This is a genomic window from Mucilaginibacter ximonensis (genome assembly GCF_042686265.1).
In the GTDB taxonomy this organism is placed as follows: Bacteria; Bacteroidota; Bacteroidia; order Sphingobacteriales; family Sphingobacteriaceae; genus Mucilaginibacter; species Mucilaginibacter ximonensis.
On sequence record NZ_JBHUPD010000001.1, the window covers coordinates 582,211 to 599,690 of the forward strand.

21 protein-coding genes are annotated in these 17,480 nt (G+C 42.0%); 8 read left to right on the top strand and 13 right to left on the bottom strand.

Annotation, left to right across the window (positions count from 1 at the left end; genetic code table 11):
• Positions 1–46: 46 nt before the first annotated feature.
• Entirely contained in the window at positions 47–1,171 is a 1,125-nt protein-coding gene (gene mqnC, locus ACFS5N_RS02620) for a cyclic dehypoxanthinyl futalosine synthase (protein ID WP_377181939.1), read from the bottom strand.
• Between the two features lie 91 nt (positions 1,172–1,262).
• Positions 1,263–2,768: an ATP-binding cassette domain-containing protein gene (locus tag ACFS5N_RS02625; protein WP_377181941.1), complete on the bottom strand. Its 1,506-nt coding sequence runs from the start codon at positions 2,766–2,768 to the stop codon at positions 1,263–1,265.
• 149 nt (positions 2,769–2,917) lie between these two features.
• On the opposite strand from ACFS5N_RS02625, the gene ACFS5N_RS02630 reads away from it, so the two are divergent.
• Both ACFS5N_RS02630 and ACFS5N_RS02635 read left to right on the top strand, forming a co-directional pair.
• The gene (locus ACFS5N_RS02630; protein ID WP_377181943.1) at positions 2,918–3,088 is read left to right on the top strand and encodes a hypothetical protein; all 171 of its coding nucleotides are present in this window, start codon (positions 2,918–2,920) and stop codon (positions 3,086–3,088) included.
• 88 nt (positions 3,089–3,176) lie between these two features.
• Entirely contained in the window at positions 3,177–3,659 is a 483-nt protein-coding gene (locus tag ACFS5N_RS02635; protein ID WP_377181945.1) for a PA2169 family four-helix-bundle protein, read from the top strand.
• A 75-nt stretch (positions 3,660–3,734) separates the two neighbouring features.
• Here ACFS5N_RS02635 and ACFS5N_RS02640 read toward each other — a convergent pair whose 3' ends face one another.
• The 3 genes from ACFS5N_RS02640 to ACFS5N_RS02650 form a co-directional block, all read right to left on the bottom strand.
• Entirely contained in the window at positions 3,735–3,923 is a 189-nt protein-coding gene (locus tag ACFS5N_RS02640) for a hypothetical protein (RefSeq protein WP_377181947.1), read from the bottom strand.
• Between the two features lie 142 nt (positions 3,924–4,065).
• A complete protein-coding gene (locus ACFS5N_RS02645; RefSeq protein WP_377181949.1) occupies positions 4,066–4,281 on the bottom strand; it encodes a hypothetical protein in 216 nt (71 codons plus the stop codon).
• Positions 4,282–4,410: 129 nt separating this feature from the next.
• Entirely contained in the window at positions 4,411–4,662 is a 252-nt protein-coding gene (locus ACFS5N_RS02650; RefSeq protein ID WP_377181951.1) for a hypothetical protein, read from the bottom strand.
• 238 nt (positions 4,663–4,900) lie between these two features.
• Between ACFS5N_RS02650 and ACFS5N_RS02655 the strand changes: the two genes are divergently transcribed.
• Complete coding sequence (locus tag ACFS5N_RS02655; RefSeq protein WP_377181953.1) at positions 4,901–5,473, top strand: RNA polymerase sigma factor; 573 nt, start codon at positions 4,901–4,903, stop codon at positions 5,471–5,473.
• 13 nt (positions 5,474–5,486) lie between these two features.
• On the top strand, positions 5,487–6,581 hold the full coding sequence (locus ACFS5N_RS02660; protein WP_377181955.1) for a S1 family peptidase: 1,095 nt from the start codon (positions 5,487–5,489) through the stop codon (positions 6,579–6,581).
• Between the two features lie 160 nt (positions 6,582–6,741).
• Here the strand turns inward: ACFS5N_RS02660 and ACFS5N_RS02665 are convergent, their stop codons facing one another.
• From ACFS5N_RS02665 to pdxH, 3 genes are all read right to left on the bottom strand, one after another.
• Positions 6,742–7,869, bottom strand: coding sequence for an NADH-quinone oxidoreductase subunit D (locus ACFS5N_RS02665; protein ID WP_377183884.1), 1,128 nt, complete (start codon positions 7,867–7,869; stop codon positions 6,742–6,744).
• Between the two features lie 124 nt (positions 7,870–7,993).
• Positions 7,994–8,491 (bottom strand): NADH-quinone oxidoreductase subunit C, encoded by a 498-nt coding sequence (locus ACFS5N_RS02670; protein WP_377181957.1) that lies wholly within the window; start codon positions 8,489–8,491, stop codon positions 7,994–7,996.
• The gene (gene pdxH / locus ACFS5N_RS02675) at positions 8,488–9,135 is read right to left on the bottom strand and encodes a pyridoxamine 5'-phosphate oxidase (protein ID WP_377181959.1); all 648 of its coding nucleotides are present in this window, start codon (positions 9,133–9,135) and stop codon (positions 8,488–8,490) included. The genes ACFS5N_RS02670 and pdxH overlap by 4 nt, the downstream gene beginning before the upstream one ends.
• 117 nt (positions 9,136–9,252) lie before the next feature.
• Here pdxH and ACFS5N_RS02680 point away from each other — a divergent pair, with 117 nt between their 5' ends.
• Positions 9,253–9,813 (top strand): YqgE/AlgH family protein, encoded by a 561-nt coding sequence (locus tag ACFS5N_RS02680; RefSeq protein WP_377181961.1) that lies wholly within the window; start codon positions 9,253–9,255, stop codon positions 9,811–9,813.
• Between the two features lie 20 nt (positions 9,814–9,833).
• On the opposite strand, the gene purE is transcribed toward ACFS5N_RS02680, so the two are convergent.
• The 4 genes from purE to ACFS5N_RS02700 all read right to left on the bottom strand — a co-directional run bounded on the left by purE (position 9,834) and on the right by ACFS5N_RS02700 (position 12,738).
• Positions 9,834–10,331, bottom strand: a complete 498-nt coding sequence (gene purE / locus ACFS5N_RS02685) for a 5-(carboxyamino)imidazole ribonucleotide mutase (RefSeq protein ID WP_377181963.1) — start codon at positions 10,329–10,331, stop codon at positions 9,834–9,836.
• 101 nt (positions 10,332–10,432) lie between these two features.
• Complete coding sequence (locus ACFS5N_RS02690) at positions 10,433–11,572, bottom strand: 5-(carboxyamino)imidazole ribonucleotide synthase (protein WP_377181965.1); 1,140 nt, start codon at positions 11,570–11,572, stop codon at positions 10,433–10,435.
• Between the two features lie 73 nt (positions 11,573–11,645).
• Complete coding sequence (locus ACFS5N_RS02695) at positions 11,646–12,128, bottom strand: NADH-quinone oxidoreductase subunit B (protein WP_377181967.1); 483 nt, start codon at positions 12,126–12,128, stop codon at positions 11,646–11,648.
• Positions 12,121–12,738 (bottom strand): NADH-quinone oxidoreductase subunit A, encoded by a 618-nt coding sequence (locus tag ACFS5N_RS02700; protein WP_377181969.1) that lies wholly within the window; start codon positions 12,736–12,738, stop codon positions 12,121–12,123. Before ACFS5N_RS02700 ends, ACFS5N_RS02695 begins: the two co-directional genes overlap by 8 nt.
• Between ACFS5N_RS02700 and ACFS5N_RS02705 the strand changes: the two genes are divergently transcribed.
• Both ACFS5N_RS02705 and ACFS5N_RS02710 read left to right on the top strand, forming a co-directional pair.
• Positions 12,737–13,951 carry a BaiN/RdsA family NAD(P)/FAD-dependent oxidoreductase gene (locus ACFS5N_RS02705; protein WP_377181970.1) on the top strand — a complete coding sequence of 405 codons (1,215 nt, stop codon included), beginning with the start codon at positions 12,737–12,739 and terminating at the stop codon, positions 13,949–13,951. The genes ACFS5N_RS02700 and ACFS5N_RS02705 overlap by 2 nt on opposite strands.
• A 293-nt stretch (positions 13,952–14,244) precedes the next feature.
• Positions 14,245–15,462, top strand: coding sequence for a glycosyltransferase family 87 protein (locus tag ACFS5N_RS02710; protein WP_377181972.1), 1,218 nt, complete (start codon positions 14,245–14,247; stop codon positions 15,460–15,462).
• Between the two features lie 38 nt (positions 15,463–15,500).
• Here ACFS5N_RS02710 and ACFS5N_RS02715 read toward each other — a convergent pair whose 3' ends face one another.
• Complete coding sequence (locus tag ACFS5N_RS02715) at positions 15,501–16,166, bottom strand: hypothetical protein (protein WP_377181974.1); 666 nt, start codon at positions 16,164–16,166, stop codon at positions 15,501–15,503.
• Positions 16,167–16,240: 74 nt separating this feature from the next.
• Between ACFS5N_RS02715 and ACFS5N_RS02720 the strand changes: the two genes are divergently transcribed.
• Complete coding sequence (locus tag ACFS5N_RS02720; protein ID WP_377181976.1) at positions 16,241–17,254, top strand: threonine aldolase family protein; 1,014 nt, start codon at positions 16,241–16,243, stop codon at positions 17,252–17,254.
• Positions 17,255–17,480: the final 226 nt, after the last annotated feature.

The window sequence follows — 17,480 nt, forward strand, 5'->3', positions numbered from 1 at the left end:
ATGATTAAGCGCCCGTGGCAGAATAGCCGGGGCGCTTTTTTGGATTTTAATAGTTAATGACCTGCTCTTCTAACTGTGCAGGCATGTCGCGCCACTCATACTTTTGGGTGCGTAATTGAGGCTCAAAACCGGCAGCACGGATAGAATCCTGAATGCCTTTAGCGGTAAAACGGTGAGGTGCACCTGCGGCAGATACTACGTTCTCTTCAATCATGATTGAACCAAAATCGTTAGCACCCGCATTTAAGCAGATTTGCGCAACTTGTTTACCTACAGTAAGCCATGAAGCCTGAATGTTTTTAATATTTGGTAACATAATGCGGCTTAGCGCAATCATGCGGATATATTCGTCTCCGGTAACGTTATTGGTAATACCCCGGACTTTACGCAGTAAAGTACCGTCGTCCTGGAAAGGCCAGGGGATGAAGGCAATAAAACCGTGGTGGCCCTCTGGTTTTTCTGATTGTACCTGGCGTATCCATACCAGGTGCTCAAAACGTTCTTCGATAGTCTCAACATGGCCAAACATCATAGTAGCAGATGTAGGCAGGTTAAGTTTATGTGCCGCGCGCATAACATCAAGCCATTCCTGGCCGCCGCATTTACCTTTTGATATCAGTCGCCTGACGCGGTCGTTCAATATCTCTGCACCTGCACCAGGTAATGAGTCCAGGCCGGCCTCTTTCATAGCTGCAAGCACATCAATATGGCTCATGTTTTCCAGCTTAGCTACGTGTGCAATCTCCGGCGGACCTAACGAGTGAAGTTTAAGCGTTGGATATAGCTCTTTTAGCTGTTTAAACAGGTCCACATAAAACTGCAAACCAAGATCGGGATGGTGGCCACCTTGTAATAAAAGCTGGTCGCCGCCATATCTAAAAGTCTCTTCGATCTTGCGTTTATATGTCTCAATATCGGTGATATAACTTTCCTCATGCCCGGGGCGACGAAAGAAATTGCAGAACTTACAGTTAGCAATGCAAACGTTAGTAGTGTTAACGTTACGGTCTATCTGCCAGGTTACTTTACCATGTGGCACCTGCTTTTTTCGCAACTCGTTGGCCACATACATCAAATCGGCAGTGGACGCGTTGTGATACAGGTAAACACCCTCTTCAACACTCAAAAACTCAAACCGCGAAGCGCGCTGTAACAAATCGGCAGTATTCATATGGCAAATATAGGTATAAAGTCGTTAAACGTTTATCGCTTGAATGTGGCTAACAATCTTCTGTTTGTAAAAATATGAGGTAGTTTGATGGTTAAGCAACTACTTTACCTTTCTCCAACTTCAAAACCTGTGTCACACTATCGGGTATCTCATGTTGATAATGGGTGACATAGATCAGGGTTACCTTGCTGAGCTCGCAAATAGAGTCTACAAGTTTTTTAAAATGTTGCTGTTGATGCATATCCATCCCCTGGCAGGGCTCGTCAAATATCAATAACGGTGGGTTTTTAATGAGCGCCCGGGCCAATAAGCATAAGCGCTGCGTACTTGCCGGTACATTTTTTAAGAGCACGCGGGCATATTTATCAATCTCCAAAGCTTTCATCCAGCGCAAAGCAACTTCAGCACGGTCCTTGTTACTTTGGCGAAACAAGCCTAATGTATCATAATAGCCCGATTCAATAACCTGTAAACAGCTGTTATCGGTAGGGAAATACTGATGCAGCTCGGGCGATACGAAGCCGATTTTTTTCTTGATATCCCAAATGCTTTCGCCGCTGCCGCGCTTTCTGTCAAACAGGATGATATCATTGGCATATGCTTGCGGGTTATCGCCATTAATTAAACTTAATAATGTTGACTTACCGGCACCATTATGGCCAAGCAGCGCCCAACGTTGGCCGGGATTTACCTGCCAGTTCACATTGTCCAGAATAACGTTCTCGCCATATTTTACGTGAATGTTTTTCATGGCTATGATATGCTGATAGCTCGCAGCCGTATTATGGTCGCTCAATAATGAACTGAGTTCTGCTTTGTCGATATGGTAATCGCCGGCGATGCCTGCTAGCTGCGGCGTAAAATCATCTTTAGCAACGCTATGCACTATAGTGCCATTTTTAAGTACAGCTACATTGGTTATTGCATCGGGTATTTCAAAAGGTGAAGTTGCCATGATCACGGTAATGCCCGAGTTTGTAATTTCCTGAATAATTGCATTAAATTCCTGGCGGGTTTGTACGTCCAGCCCGGTAAGCGGGCTATCTAACAATAATAATACCGGATTTTTAAGCAAGGCAGCCGCAATGCGTAAACGTTTAGTTTCTCCGTTTGAAAGCTTGATGAGTTGCTTTTGGCTTAACTGATCAAGTTTTAAGGTTGAGACGATCTTGTCGAAATGCCAGTATAAATTGGGCTGCGGGGCAGGTTTAATGTTATGCAGGTATTGTTCAACCGTCAGGGCATCTTCACTGTCCATCGAGTTATAGCGTTGCTGATAGTAGAAATCGCCGGTATTACTCAGGTTTTTGAAGTGATGTTTTGACTCAACCATGGCTACCAGTTTATGATGGGTAAGGTTTTCGGGGTTGCCGGGATGATCTTTCAAATAATCCTCAAAAAAATAGTAATGCACTTCGCCTCCTGTCGCGTTTAAATTGCCGGCAATGGTTTGCAATAGCGCGCTTTTGCCTGATCCGCTTGCGCCCACCAAGGCCCAGTGTTGCCCTTTGTTGACAGTAAAGTTCAAATCAGTGAACAATAAATTATCTATGAATTTTACGGTTACGTTTTTTGCAGAATATATAGGTGATGCCATGGCCGGTAAAGTTAACCATCGGGCATTAATAACAACTACAATTATTTAAGTGATTTTAGGCGAAACCAGATAGTGGCCTAATATTTCATCAATCTAAACAAACCAAAAAGCCTTGCTTGTTGTATTGTATTTACAAACACATTTAACTTATGAAGAAGTTTAATATTTTATTTATCGTTTTGGCAACGCTAGCCTTAAGCGGATGTTCTGCTATTACCGGTATTTTTAAAGCCGGTGTATTTGTTGGTATACTCGCCGTTGTAGTAGTGGTGGGTGTTATTATCTGGTTGTTGTCTATGTTTTTTGGAGGCGGTAAGTAAATTTAATTTATTTGAAAATTTATTTCTTTAAAATTGCTTTTTTGGCCCGTTTTTAGATGTATTAGTATCAAACAAAAACATCAAAACCATGGAAAGCAACAAAGCAATTATTGAGACATTAAATGATCTGGTGCAGATTAACAATGACCGTATCAAAGGATTTGAAAATGCTATTAAAGAGTTAAACGAAAACACTGACGAACTAAATGATCGCTCTGACCTTGTGACCGTTTTCAATAATAAAATATTGGAAAGCCAGCAGTTAAAATCTACGTTGGCCGGGGAAATACAAGTGTTGGGTGGTGATGCCTCGCAGGATTCATCAGTAAGCGGTACTATTCACCGTACCTGGTTAGAGGTAAAAGCTGCATTTACCGGCCATAGCGAGAAGAGTATTTTAGAAGAATGTGAATTTGGCGAGGATGCTATCAAAAAGGCCTATCAAACTGCTATAGATGATGAAACTATGCCGGCTTATATCCGCGATATTTTAAATGATCAGAAATCTATCATTGACCAATCGCACGATGAAATCAAGGCCTTGCGCGATTCAGTAGAGCAGCATCATTAAGAGATTCAAAATGCAATTAAAAACAAAAGCCTCCGCGATAAAATCGGGAGGCTTTTGTTTTCTCTAAAAAAAAGATTACATTTTTTTAGTAGTGTCTTTTTTAGTAGTGTCTTTTTTTGCAGTGTCAACAACTTTAGTAGTGTCAGCAACTTTAGTAGTGTCAGCAACTTTAGTAGTGTCAGATGAAGCTGAGCTAGAACCTTTACAAGCTACGAATGAAGTCATTACTAAAGCGATTGCTGCTAATTTGATTGAATTTTTCATGTTTTAATTTTTAAAAAGTGACTATATAGTTTTTCTATTAATACAATAAACAGTAAAAGGTAACCCACTATTTGTAAAATAATTGATTACCTTTTGATAAAAAACTAATAATCAGCTATAAAAACTGCAAAATTTATTTTAATTATTTTTTTACAGTGGCTTTTTTTACCGCTGTTCCGTCCTTAGCAGAGGTGTCCAGCTTATTGGAGTCAACTTTGGTAAGATCGGCTTTGTCAGAATCAACTTTGGTTGTGTCAGGCTGGCTAACAGCATTCGTTGCTTTGTGGCCATCGCCGCAGGCCATCAAACTCATGGCGACAACTATTGCCGCCAGGCTAATTTTTAAAATGTTTTTCATTTTGGATAGGTGTTAAATTGTATTTGTATTGATTAATACGCCGTTACAAAAAAGGTAACCCATTATCCCCGGTAAACAAAGAAGGGATAAACTTATGTAGCTTATCCCTTCTTTATTGTGTACTAAATGTTATTTTTTCTTATGCTTAGTTTCGGTTGTTGTCGTTGTTGTCGTGGTTGTGGTAGTATGTACGCTTGTGTCCTTTTTTAAAGAATCGGGCGTCATTGAATTGGTATCTTTTTTAATAGTATCGGTTACGTGGGTACTGCTTGAGGTGTCTGTGCTAACTGAATCAACATTGGCCGAGCCCTTACCCTTACAAGCTGCAAATGATACCGTTACAACCAGAGCAAGCAAGCCATTTTTTACTGCGTTTTTCATGATCGTGCAATTATTAATTAGTGTTAACTAAATTATTTTGTGTGATGCGCAGCATTAAACATGCCAAAAGGTTTTTTGCTTAATGTTTAATAGATTGCAAATGAAGTGGTTAATAATTTAACCGGCAATTAAGCGTGTGAACTATGAAAGCAAGACGTAATATTATTTATTTTTAGATTTTATTATCCCGATGGGTTACTATTTGCGGATAATGGTATTAAGTAATGAATATAACAGAGTGAGTAAACATCTAAAAGATTCAGCGCCAACAGACAGCGAAGTTATTCTTGGTATTCTCAATAATTCGGAAGCGGCATTAAAAAAGTTGTATACGGCCTACTTTCCGATGGTACTGCAACTTATTATTAATAATAATGGCGATGCAGACGATGCCAAGGACATTTATCAGGAGGCGATAATAGTTCTTTATAATAAAGTTAAGGCCGGCGATTTTGAATTAAGCAGCAAGTTAAAAACTTATATCTATTCAATATGCCGCAGGCTTTGGTTAAAGCGATTAACGCACATTAACCGCTATGGCGGCGACATTCGTGACTTTCAGGAATTTTTGCCGATAGAAGAAGAAGAGATTGACCAGCACAATGACCGCAATATACAGTTTACCAAAATGGAAAGTGCGCTTAAGTTACTGGGCGAACCTTGTAAAACCATCATGGAGGACTTTTATATAAATAACAGATCTATGCAGGATATCTGCGAGCGTTTTGGTTACACCAATGCAGACAATGCTAAAACGCAGAAATACAAATGTCTGCAAAGGTTGAAGAAATTGTTTTTTCAACAAAAGTAAAGAGGGATAAGAAATGATTGATAATCAACTTTTAGAAACAATAGAACGTTACCTTAACGGCGAAATGAAAGCCGATGAGCGTAAAAAATTTGAATTGTTGCGTAAAGAAAATGCCGAGGTTGACAGTAAGGTTGTAGAGCATAAGCTTTTTTTAAGTCTGCTTAAACAATATGGCGAGCGTGTTGAACTAGAGAGCCGCCTGAACGCTATTCATGATGAGATAGACGTGCATACTTTGAGAGAAGATTTGATGGTGCACCCTAATTGGGTTGTTCAATTCTGGAGAAACCATCACTCAAAAATTTCGGTGGCAGCTTCAATTGGTATTATAGCTTTTCTTTGTACCATGTGGTTTACCGGTAAATTAAGTAGTAATACTAATTCAGAGATCATCGGACTGAAAAATAAAGTAAACAGACTGGAAGGTTCTATCAATAACCAAGGCAAAAAAATCAATGCCATTAATTCAGAGAAAAAAAACGTTGCCGATAAATACAGTGCTACCGCTACAGGGTTCGCCATTACTTCGGATGGTTTAATTGCGACAAATTACCATGTAGTTGAAGACGCCAGCGCAGTATCTGTACAAAATGCCGATGGTACTACTTTCAAAGCTGAAGTATTGTATGCCGAGCCGCAGCATGACATTGCAATCTTAAAAATCACTGATAAAACTTTTGAAAAGTTAGGGGCCGTACCGTATACTTTTAAAAGGGCAGACGGTACCTTAGCCGAGCAGATCTCTACCTATGGTTATCCCGATGGTTATCCGGCTTATGTGCCCGGATCATTGTCATCACTATATGGTCAGAACGGAGATACGCTTCATTACAAAATTACCATGCCTATTAACCCTGGCAACAGCGGCGGCCCACTATGGGACAGTAAAGGCAATGTAATTGGTATAACCGATTCAAAAGAAGCACATTTTGAAGGCGAACATTTTGCCATCAAAGCTAAATATCTGCTTGATGCTATTAAAAATATCCCCGCCGATTCATTGGAAGATAAAGTTACACTAAACAAAAAGAATACATTAACCGGTTTGTCTGAAACTCAGAAAACAGCAAAAGCCAAGAACTTTGTATTTATGGTTAAGGTTTATTAACCGGTAAATACACCATTTACCTATGGACTAGAAAAGGCGCTGTAAAGCGCCTTTCTTGTTTGATCATGATTTGTTCGATTTTAGGATTACCTTGATTTACCTTAATTTTTTAAGATATATTATCAGGGTAATCTATAAATCCTAAGAATCATGGTCAAGACTATCTATCCACTTCTCCTAAAACAAAGTCAATACTGCCTATAATAGCAATTAAATCGGCGATCATTACACCTTTGGCTATTTCTGGTAGCACAGAGAGGTTGTTAAAGCTTGGCCCTCTGGCTTTTGCCCGGAAAGGTATTTCTGAGCGTAGATCTGTATGCATAAAATAAAAACCAAGTTCTCCTTTAGCTCCTTCGCCCCGAACATAGTAGTCTTGAGGTTTAGGTGTAAGTTTACGCGGAAGCTTGGCACGTGGATCAAAATCAGGCGTGCGCTTTAATTCTTTTTGCAGGCGGTTAAGACATTGTTCTATAATCTTCAGAGACTCTTCAATCTCATCAATACGCACTTTATAACGATCCCAGCAGTCACCAACTGATCCCATTTCGCCTTTACCGATAGGAATATCAAAATCAAGTTCGGGATAAACGGAGTAGCCATCTATGCGGCGCAAATCCCACTTTAAACCAGAGCCACGAAGTACCGGGCCTGAGCAGCCGTAGTTAATGGCGACATTACGTGGTAAAACACCAATGTTAGCAGTACGGTTAATGAAAATCTGGTTTTCGGTAAGGAGTTGGTTCAGTTCGACCATTTTAGGCCTGAAATATTCAACAAACTCACGGCAGCGCTCTTCAAAGCCAACAGGCAGGTCGTAAAACAAGCCGCCAACCCATATATAGTTATAAAGCAGACGTGAGCCCGATGCCCATTCCAGTAAACCCATTATATGCTCCCGGTCTTTGAATAGCCAAAGGAAAGGGGTAAAGGCTCCTATATCAATACCATAAGTGCCCACTGCAATAAGGTGCGAGGCGATGCGATTCAGTTCGCAAACCAGCACACGTATATATTCAATACGTTTGGGAATGTCTTTATCAATGCCCAACATACGCTCAACACCCATTACCCAAACATGTGCATTGGTCATTGAAGCCAGGTAGTCCATTCTGTCGGTAAAAGGTATGGTCTGCTGATAGGTAAGCGACTCGGCGTGCTTTTCAAAACAGCGATGCAGGTATCCCATATGCGGTATTACCTCTTTAACAATCTCACCGTCAGTAATAAGCTCCAGGCGCAAAACCCCATGCGTAGATGGGTGCTGCGGCCCCATATTCAGAACCATGTCCTCCACGCTGGCGCTGGCGATTTTTTGATAATATGCTTTTAATGCTTCAGTCACTTTTATTTCGGATATCGGATGTTCGATTTCGGATTTAGTTTTTTTGATATTTGATATCAGAAATCAATTAATCTATTTTAATCCCTTTGTAATATTCGGCTGTTTTGTAATCTTTTCTTAACGGATAACCTTCCCAGTCATCCGGTAATAAAATGCGTCGCAAATCCGGATGTCCTTCAAAAAATATCCCCACTAAATCGTAGGCCTCACGTTCATGCCAATCTGCAGTTCGGTAAACTGACGACAAGCTTTTAAATATTGGCTCGCCACCTTCAGCGCGGTTGTAAGCTTTGCTGATTTTTAATGTCAATTGACGTTGATAGGGGATGGATGCTAAATGATAAACCACGCCAAAACGTCCCTCGTCGACGCCATAATCAACCCCGGTAAGGCATGATAAAAAGTCAAAATAGGTTTTAGGGTTATTGCGCAGTTCAAGGCATACGTCGGCAATTTGATCGGGTGCGATCAATAAAGCAGGTTGTAAGCCGGCGGTTTCTTCGCCTTCGATTACATCTGTACCAAATCTATCAACCAATAACTGTTTGATATCATCAAAACTCATGGCGCTAACCTAACTTTTTTCCAGCTTTTATTGTCAACTTTTTTGTAAACAATACGATCATGCAAGCGGCTGCGTCGCCCCTGCCAAAATTCAATAAGGCGGGGTTTTAATACATAGCCACCCCAATACGATGGTTTAGGGACTTCTTTGTCCGCATACTCTGCTTCCAGTTCGTTCATTTTGCTTTCCAGTGCGTTACGATCTGCAATTTCCTGACTTTGAGGAGAGGCTAACGCCCCAATCTGGCTCATCTTTGGTCGCGAATGAAAGTATTGGTCTGACTGCTCTTTACTCAATTTCTCTATCGTACCTTCAATGCGTACCTGGCGCTCCAATTCAATCCAATGAAAAACAACAGCCGCGTTAGGATTTTTGGCCAACTCTTTACCCTTTCGGCTCAGATAATTGGTATAAAAAGCAAAACCTTCATCATCAAAGCCTTTTAATAAAACTATCCGGGCAGAAGGGCGGCCATCAGGAGTGGCCGTTGCCAGGGTCATAGCGTTTGGCTCAGGTACTTTGGCTTCCAGGGCTTCATTAAACCATTTATTAAACTGTTTTATAGGGCTGGCGGCAACGTCTTTTTCAGACAACGTTGCGGCGCTGTAATCTTGTCTTAAGTTCTGTAATTCTTCCTGATTCATGTAATGCAAACTTACAAATTAATTATACCGTATGTAATGATATAGCGCATTTCATGACTACAGATTGAACATATTTTACTTTAACTTGTTAATTAATTATAACCTAAAAATAAGTTTATGATAAATTCTATCGCCGCCGCAGCAGGCAGATTACTTATATCTGAGCCGTTTATGACGGACCCGAACTTTAAACGGTCGGTTATTTTGCTTACCGAATATGCTGAGACAGGCGCCATGGGCTTTATTTTAAACCATCAGACCGAGTATATGCTGGGCGATGTGTTACCCGATATTTCATATTCAGAGATACCTGTGTATATTGGAGGGCCGGTAGCTGCCAATACCCTACATTTTATCCATTGTGTACCTGAAAAAATTGAGGGCGGCGTAGAGATCTGCGATGGTGTGTACTGGGGTGGTGATTTCGAAGTTATTAAAGAATTGATAACAACGTATCAACTTGAAAATGAAATCAAATTTTTTATGGGATACTCAGGTTGGGCCCTAAATCAGTTAGATAACGAGATACAGGAAAACAGCTGGATAGTAGCCGAGAAATGCAGCGCCAAAACACTGTTTAGCAATAGCGAACAAAATATGTGGAAAGAAGTAGTAATCAGCCTGGGCAATCGCTTTGCACATATTGCTAACTTTCCTGAAAATCCGCAGTTGAATTAAAATAAATCGGGGCTTTACAATTAACGACCCGATTCCATTTCTGCGGCCGACTCTTCGACTTTTTTCTTTAAATTTTCTTTAAAGGCGATCAGGTTTTTAACCACTTGCTCATCAGCAGTTGATATGATCTGTGCTGCCAGGATACCGGCGTTTTTAGCCGCGTTTAAAGCTACAGTGGCTACGGGGATACCATTTGGCATTTGCAGTATAGATAGGATAGAATCCCAGCCATCAATAGAATTGCTTGACTTAACGGGGACGCCTATAACCGGTAAATGAGTTAACGACGCTACCATACCCGGTAAATGTGCTGCACCGCCGGCGCCGGCAATGATCACTTTAATACCCCGGCCCGCTGCTTCGCGAGCGTAAGTAAACATGCGGTCGGGCGTACGGTGTGCCGATACGACGGTGATTTCATATTCAACACCTAATTCTTTTAACACATCGGCAGCATCCTGCATCACCGGAAGATCCGACTTGCTGCCCATGATGATTCCTGTTTTTGGTTGACTCATAACTGTTATTTAAGAGTGTCATTCTGAGCGTAGCGAAGAATCTTGTTAAGCGATTAACCAACGTATAAGATTCTTCGCTACGCTCAGAATGACAAATGTTTTTAACTTACTACTTTAAGCGTGCCTTGTACAAATCGGGCTTTCTCAATAGCTTTTTCTCTATCCTGATCCACAACAGTAACATGCCCCATTTTTCGGAAGGGCTTTGTTAATGCCTTTCCATACAAATGCACATACACCCCCGGGCATTTCAATATTTTTTCAATTCCCTGATAAACAGCAGGGCCCTCATAACCCGGTTCGCCTAATACGTTGATCATTACTGCGTTGCCAATGCACGCAGTATCACCCATGGGTTGGTTAAATATCGCACGCAGGTGCTGTTCAAATTGCGACACTACGTTACCCTCAATGCTTTGATGGCCACTGTTATGCGGCCTAGGAGCCAGTTCGTTAACCAAGATTCTACCATCTTTAGTTAAAAACATTTCTACAGCAAGTAAGCCAATTATCTTTAAGTCCTCAGCTATTTTACGGGCAATGCTGTCGGCTTCTTCCTGAATTTCCTGAGAAAAAGTAGAAGGAGAGATCAGAAATTCAACCAGGTTAACCTCCGGATTAAACTCCATCTCAACCAATGGAAATGTCGCTACCTCTCCGTTTTCATTCCGGGCGACAATAACGCTGATCTCTTTTTCGAAATCAATCATCTGCTCAATCAGGCTTGGCTCGGTAAAAGCATTAGTAAGCGAGCTTTCGTCGGTTACTTTATACACGCCACGGCCATCGTAACCATCGCGTCTTAATTTTTGTATGTATGGGTAGTTAAATTCAGCTTGCTTCAACTCGTCAACCGAACTTATTACTTTAAAAGGCGCAGTGGGGATATCATTCTCTTTGAAAAACTGCTTTTGCAGGCCTTTATCCTGTATCAGGCGAATGATTCTTGGTTGTGGATAAACTAGCACGCCTTCACGTTCCAATTGTTCAAGGGCGTCGACGTTTACTTTTTCTATCTCGATGGTTAGCAGGTCGACCTTTTTACCGAACTTGTAAACTGTTTCGTAATCGCCTAACGAGCCCACTACAAATTCGTCGCACAGTTTGCGGCATGGGGCCTCGCGGTCCGGGTCTAACACTTTAACCGTAACATTATAGTTGATAGCCTGCTGTATGAGCATGCGGCCCAGTTGTCCGCCGCCTAAAATTCCAAGTTTAAGGTCTCCGTAAAACGTTTTCATTTTGTAAATGCAAGTTTACCCCAAATCTTTCAAAAATGGATAATGAATTTTGGTTTTGTGGTAGATAAGGAGCTTACCCTGCAATTAACTGCTCGCCTTCAATTTTCTTTTGCAGCTCAATGATGGCACCTATCAAAGCTTCAGGGCGCGGTGGGCATCCCTGCACGTATACATCAACCGGGATAACGCGGTCAACACCTTTAACCACATGATAGCCATGCTGCCAATAAGGGCCGCCGCAGTTAGAGCATGATCCCATTGATATCACATACTTCGGTTCGGGCATTTGCTCATACAAACGTTTAATACGCTCGGCCATTTTGAAGGTTACAGTGCCCGCGATGATGATGACGTCTGACTGCCGGGCCGACGGGCGTGGAAATACGCCCAGACGATCCATATCATAGGTTGATGCGTATGATCCCATCATTTCTATCGCACAGCATGCAATGCCAAACCCCATAGGCCATAATGATGACAAACGCGACCAGTTTAACAGATCATTAAGTTTCGTGACCATCACGCCGCCGCCTTCGCTGTTGATATCGTTACTCATTGGCTGGTTTTTTAAATGTTGGTTTAAACATCGGTTTACGTATCGGGGCAGCTTCTGTTGTTGTACCGGCAGATTGAGCTTCTGAAATCGGTTGTTCTTTGATATCGGTAGTTGAAAATTCGCGTGCTTTAAATGCTGACTGATTAACATTCAGCGCGGTGTATAGCGACTCAGGTATGTTAATATTGGTAACAGGCACTGTAGGTTTGGGCTTTATCCAGTCTAGATCGCCTTTTACCCAAACGTATACCAAGCCTAATATGAGTATACCTAAAAAAATAAACATTTCAGTCAGCGAAAACCATCCCCAGCGTGAGTCGGCAGCAATCAGCTCATGGCTGCCAAACACCGTTGCCCAGGGGAAGACGAAAATCATTTCGACATCAAACAACAGAAATACCAGCGCTATAACGTAAAACCGCGAGTTAAACGGTAACCATGCATTACCGGTTGGTTCCTCACCGCATTCGTATGAAATAAGTTTTTCTTTGGTAGGGTTTCGGGGTGCTATCAATCGGTTTATAAAAAACATCAGCCCCATGAATATAAATCCGGTGATTAAGAAGATAAGTATCTTTCCAAATTCTGATATTTGCGGAACTTCGACCATGTCTGCAAATTTAATAAAACAAACAGATTTTGATGCCATAATTATCGGTGGCGGCGCTTGCGGACTAATGTGTGCCGTGCAAGCTGGGTTTTTAGGCAAACGTACTTTGATCCTTGAAAAGAACGATAAGGTAGGAGCAAAGATATTGATAAGCGGTGGCGGACGCTGCAATTACACCAATCTCTATGCATCACCTAAGCAATTCATATCTGAAAATGAGCACTTTGTAAAGTCGGCCTTTGCGCAATGGACAGTAGATGATACCATTAACTTTTTCGAAACTTATGGAATTACCGGTAAAGAGAAAACCCTAGGTCAACTATTCCCGCAAAGCGATAAGGCGCGCGATGTTGTGAAGGTTTTTACAGAATTATGTCATGACCTGGGCCAGCAGATCATTACTGAAGCTAATGTTAAAACTATAGAGCGGGCAAACGGTGGTTTTACAGTGGCCTATGAAACCAACGCCAGCGTAGTAATTTTGCAAGCGCCTAAAGTTGTTATTGCTGCGGGTGGATTACCTATTGCAAAAATGGGGGCGACAGATTTTGGCTTACGCACGGCCCGTAATTTTGGAATCAAGATTATCGATACTGCACCGGCTTTAGTGCCGCTTACCATTACCGGTAAGGATCAGCAATGGTATGAACAATTATCGGGCAATAGTATTTTTTGCAGGGTTTGGAACGATAGAGCCAGTTTTGAAGAGAATATCCTGTTTACCCATTGGGGGCTAAGCGGACCGGCAATTTTACAAATCTCATCTTATTGGCGGCCCGGTGAATTTATTTACATTGATTTACTACCCAATCAAAATATCAGCCAGCTTATTCAGTCAGAACGTGAAGTAACTGGTAAAAAAACGTTATTAAACTTCTTATCTGGTTTATATACCCGAAAATTTGCAGAGGCGCTCGACGGTTATTTACCAATCGATAAGAATCTTGCCTCTTTAAGTAAGAGTGACCTAGAAATTATAGATAACCTTATCCACCACTTTAAAGTTAAACCAGCCGGCGACAAAGGCTATGATAAAGCCGAAGTAATGCGCGGCGGTGTATCGACTGATGAACTTTCATCAAAATCGCTGGAAGTTAAAAAGGTCCCCGGGCTATTTTTTGGTGGCGAATGTGTTGATGTAACAGGATGGTTAGGAGGCTACAATTTCCAGTGGGCCTGGGCCAGCGGTTTTGTTATCGCACAAAACATATAAATTGGGTTTCTGACCAAAATATCGCATTAAAATTTATATTTGTAATGTTTTTGTTACGAAGTTTGTTTAGCTTTTTACAGCTCATGTAATTGGCTTTAATATTTACCGTACCCTTTAGTTAAGAACGACACTGCTGGTTTTTGCCGGCTATTACAGGACAGGGCCCACCAATATTTTCCCCAAACCATTGGAAATGGTTTTTATCATATATGATAGGCCAGGCCCGGCCTGTGGTATTGTCTTCGTAATCATATCGCTCCTGGTAATTTAAATTTATTGTATTATTGTATGACGTGAGCAACAGAAGATTTATATACTTGTCAGGCTATCAATGGCTTTGGGTGCTATACATCGCCGTAGCTATCTATACCAGTATTTTTAAATACAGTCGAGGCATAGACAATAATTATAAAATCTTCAGAGCATCTTACTCACACGCCATACAAGAAAAAGATCTTTACGCCAGCTACCCGCAAGAGTACGGCGACCTCTATTATTACGGACCTGTTTTTCCTTTAATAATTGCCCCATCTGCGCTGCTTCCCCACTTTTGGGGCTTTTTATTGTGGGAATTAGCTAACGCGATGGCTATTTTGCTCGCCATTAACTTATTGCCGTTTACCGTAAGGCAGAAAAGTCAGTTGCTGCTACTCTGTGCGATTGAATATGCCAACTCGGTGTTTTATATGCAATTTAATCCGGCTATTACGGCCATGATTGTACTCAGTTTTATATTTGTTGAAAGGGGGAAGGAGCAATGGGCTACGTTGTTTGTGGTGCTTGGGTTTTTGATTAAGCTTTACCCGGTAATAGGTCTTACGTTCTTTTTGTTTTCGCGCAACAAAGGCAGGTTTGTTTTGTGGACAGTTATTTGGGGCATTGTGCTCTTTATCGCTCCGCTTATATTATACAGCCCGGGCTATATGATCAATTCATATCATCAATGGCTGGCTGCGGTACACAGTAAGGTTGGTTTAAATGCCTATTTTGATTCTCCGCAGGACATTTGCGTAATGGGTGTAGTGCGACGCCTAACGCATAATATCAACATACCAAACGGTCCGTTTTTGATAGTGGGGGCATTGTTGTTTTTAGCACCTTTGTTAAGAATAAGTCAATACAAATCCTTTAAATATCGTGCGCAAGTATTGGCTTCAGCCCTAATTTTAGTGGTGATATTTAGTACCGGAGCAGAGCACCCTACCTATATCATTGCCGTAACTGGCGTGTTTATCTGGATGCTGATACAAGATAAACCATATACCGCCTTCAATATTGTTTTGCTGGTGCTAGTGTTGGTTATAACCGGCCTGGGGCTGACAGACGCCGTACCTAAATTAATTCGGGAACCATACATTGCCAAATATTCTGTAAAGGCCTGGCCGGTAATAATGGTTTGGGTTAAGATAGCATATGAACTGCTCTTCAATAATTTCGTAGCCGAAAACTCCAGGATAGATCAGCAATATGAACGGTTAAAGAATAAAGATTGGCTGGTGAGTATCAGCTAATCAGCGATTAACCAGCAATATATTCAATCAGTCACTAATCACTGCCCGTGGCTTGCTTCTGTCTGGTAAAAATAAGTAAGCAGCTTGTCAATATCGCGTAAGCTATATTTTTTGGTTTGAATTTTCTCAACCACATCCGGTTCATCACCCATAATCTCCGTCATTACGTCGACAAAGTTTTCATTAGTCAGCGGCTTCATACTCGCCGTGTTAGCGCCATAATAATATACTGCTTTGCCGCCTTTACCGTGGCCACCACGGCCGCCGATAGGGATCGAGATGCCACCACCCAGTCCACCGCCAAAGCCGCCTGTGCCGCCACCACCGGCTACACCTACGCCGATGCCCGGGCTAAAGCCAACGCCGCTACCACCATCGCCGGCTGCACCGCGGGCTTCAAATAAACGTATCGGGCCATCTACAGCTACATGCACAAAATCCATATCATATTTTGCCCAGCCTGCGGCGGGGGCAATGGCTACCACAAAGCTGTCACGACCGGCTACAAATGAGCGCAGGTCGCTGGCGCTAAGTTTGATGGGGTCATCTTTATCCGTTTCTTTATACTCAATAAAGCCTTCGCCTTTAATAGGGCCTTTACCGCCGGGATTAACGCGGATAAACCCGGTGCTTTTTGTTCCTTTGACATCATAGAAATGGCCTGGCTGCCATGATTGTGATTTTGCTGTTATACACAGCAGCATGAAGCAGAAAATGATTAAACTTGAGCGCATAAAAAGATATAAAACACAAATAACGCAATTTTACAATATTTAATATGATTACTGTCGATTTACGCAGCGATACTGTAACCAAACCAACAGCAGGCATGCTCGAAGCCATGTTTAACGCTAAAGTTGGCGACGATGTGTTTGGCGACGATGAAACTATAAACCAGCTTGAAGCCAAGGCGGCAGCTATGTTTGGGATGGAAGCCGGCATCTATTGCCCCTCAGGTACCATGACTAACCAGATTGCCATAAAATGCTTTACGCAACCATTGGACGAACTGATTGCCGATCAAACCGCGCATGTTTATCGTTACGAGGGTGGCGGCATAGCGTTTAACTCTGCAGTGTCAACCAGATTGCTGAATGGCTATCGGGGTATATTAACTGCCGATATGATAGAACCCGAGATCAATGCTGAAAATGTGCACTATCCGCATACCAGCTTAGTCGTACTGGAGAATACCGTCAATAAAGGCGGCGGCGCATGCTATACCTTAGATCAGATTAAACCTATAGCTGAACTTTGCCAACAGCGTGGATTGAAACTGCACCTGGACGGTGCCCGTATATTTAATGCGTTGGCACATACCGGCGACAAGGCATACGACTACGGCAAATACTTTGACGGCATATCGGTTTGTTTATCAAAAGGGCTGGGGGCGCCGGTTGGGTCTGTTTTGCTGGCTGATAAAGAAACTATCAAATACGCCCGCCGGGTACGCAAGGTTTTAGGCGGTGGCATGCGCCAGGCGGGGTTTCTGGCAGCTGCGGGTATTTATGCTTTAGACCATCATGTGGAAAGATTGAAAAACGATCACGCCCATGCCCGTATTATTGCTGAGGCGCTGGCGGCCTCGCCGGCGGTGACCAACGTGTTGCCTGTAGAAACCAATATCATCCTGTTTGATACTGTTGACCTTGCGGATGCTGTTCTTCAGAAATTGGCTGCTCAAGGCATTCATGCAATGTCGACCGATAAGCATCGTATTCGTTTTGTGCTGCATCTGGACGTGCACCCGGAGCAGGTGGAGCATGTGGTTTCTGTGGTTAAATCTTTATAGTTTTGGTGCAGGTGTTCCACTTTAAATATGAAACACTTTGAAACACCTTTTTTCGATAATGTGTTGTTTTACAGCATTTTAATGTTTGTGGGTGAAACACTTTGAAACAGTAGTAATGGTTTAAATAAAGCTTATAAATATTTGGTTATAAGTTGTTTAACGTAAATTTTGAATTTGCGGATTAATAGAGTGAAACACCCTGAAAGGTGACCCGTCCTGAAAAAAG